Here is a 1,575-nt window from a genome sequence, read left to right on the forward strand (position 1 = left end):
AGTTCCTATGTTTAAAATCGGAAAAGACGGATAGCACGAGATAGCACTACAAAAGCTATACCATTTTAGTTAACTTTGTATTGTATCAAATTCATTATTAACTAATAACGATATAGCTTATGAAAACAGTACGAAGTAACGAATTAAATTTTGATGGACAAAACATTTATGTAGGAATTGATGTCCATTTGAAAAGTTGGTCAGTGGCTATACTGTCGGAGCATTCGGCTCTGAGGAGATTTAGCCAGAGCCCGGAACCGGAAGCCTTACACAAGTATTTGGCTAGTAATTATCCCGGCGCAACTTATTTCTCGGTTTACGAAGCAGGTTTCTGCGGCTTCTGGATACATGAGAAATTAACGAGTTTAGGAATTAACAATATAGTTGTGAATCCTGCCGATGTTCCGACAATGAGCAAGGAGAAGCTGCGTAAGACCGATGCGGTGGATTGCAACAAACTTGCCCGTGAGTTACGTTCGGGTTCATTAGAAGGAATATATGTTCCGGGCACAGAAAGCCTGGAAATGCGCTCTTTGATAAGACTGAGAAACTTAATTGTAAAAGACAGCACACGTGCCAAAAACCGCATCAAGTCACTGCTACGTTTTCATGGCGTGGAGATTCCGGAAGAGTTTACCCGCTGCTCAATCGGCTGCTGGTCGAAGCGATTTCTGAATTGGCTACACTCTGTTGAGCTTTCTACGGCATACGGAAAGAAGACACTCGAACTTCACCTGGAACAGTTCGTCCGTTTGCGCAGAATGTTATTGCAGGAAACCCGTGCCATCCGTGATATATCACGTACTGAACCTTTTGAGAAACCCATACGCTTGCTCACATCGGTTCCCGGCATAGGCATTACAACCGCTGCCACCTTGATGGTGGAGCTTGACGATATAGCCCGGTTTAGCAATGCGGAACATCTTGCATCCTTTATTGGTTTGATCCCCATGTGCCACTCCAGTGGTGACAATGATGCAGTTGGGGATATTACGGTTCGTCGGCACTTTATGCTTCGATGCCTGTTGGTTGAAGCTGCGTGGATTGCTATCCGTAAAGACCCGGCCATGACATTGGCTTACGGCGAATATCGTAAACGGATGAATCCCCAGAAATCGATTATTAAGATTGCCCGACGGTTGGTAAACCGAGTATATTTTGTACTTAAACATCAGAAGGAATATGTGCCATGTGTTGTCAAATGATATAAAATCCTATAAGGTAAAACAGCTTTCTTTTGAGAGAAATACTATCATATCATTGCGGCTTTGAAGTCCGCTCAAAATAGTTTGTAACTCTCATTAATGGTTTGACTGATAAAGGAACTTGCAGCCCCTCCAGTGGTGTCTGCTGTGGAAAGTTTGTTTTACCATAGGATTTTGGTTAGGTTTTCTTAGCCATATCAGACAGTATCAGTAATACAAAAGAGAGGCAGATAACTGCCTCCCAAAGTAGCATTACTGCGTACCGTCAGGATGCTTATTGCTGGTAGGTTGCTCCTCAGCAGAGCCTACTTCCTCTTAACATCCTGATACAAAGATAAATTATAAAAGTTAATTAATAATGAATTATCCA

1 protein-coding gene is annotated in these 1,575 nt (G+C 42.5%); it reads left to right on the forward strand.

Translation table 11 applies throughout. From position 1 onward, the window contains the following. Positions 1-119 precede the first annotated feature (119 nt). Positions 120-1,205 (forward strand): IS110 family RNA-guided transposase, encoded by a 1,086-nt coding sequence (locus NBH15_RS29090; protein WP_244050183.1) that lies wholly within the window; start codon positions 120-122, stop codon positions 1,203-1,205. Positions 1,206-1,575 lie beyond the last annotated feature (370 nt).

The sequence above is a fragment of the Parabacteroides caeci genome (genome assembly GCF_023656795.1).
GTDB lineage: Bacteria > Bacteroidota > Bacteroidia > Bacteroidales > Tannerellaceae > Parabacteroides > Parabacteroides segnis.

Bases quoted from the DNA above. Each gene is read 5' to 3' on its own strand.
- NBH15_RS29090 (WP_244050183.1), top strand. From the start codon at position 120: ATGAAAACAGTACGAAGTAACGAATTAAATTTTGATGGACAAAACATT.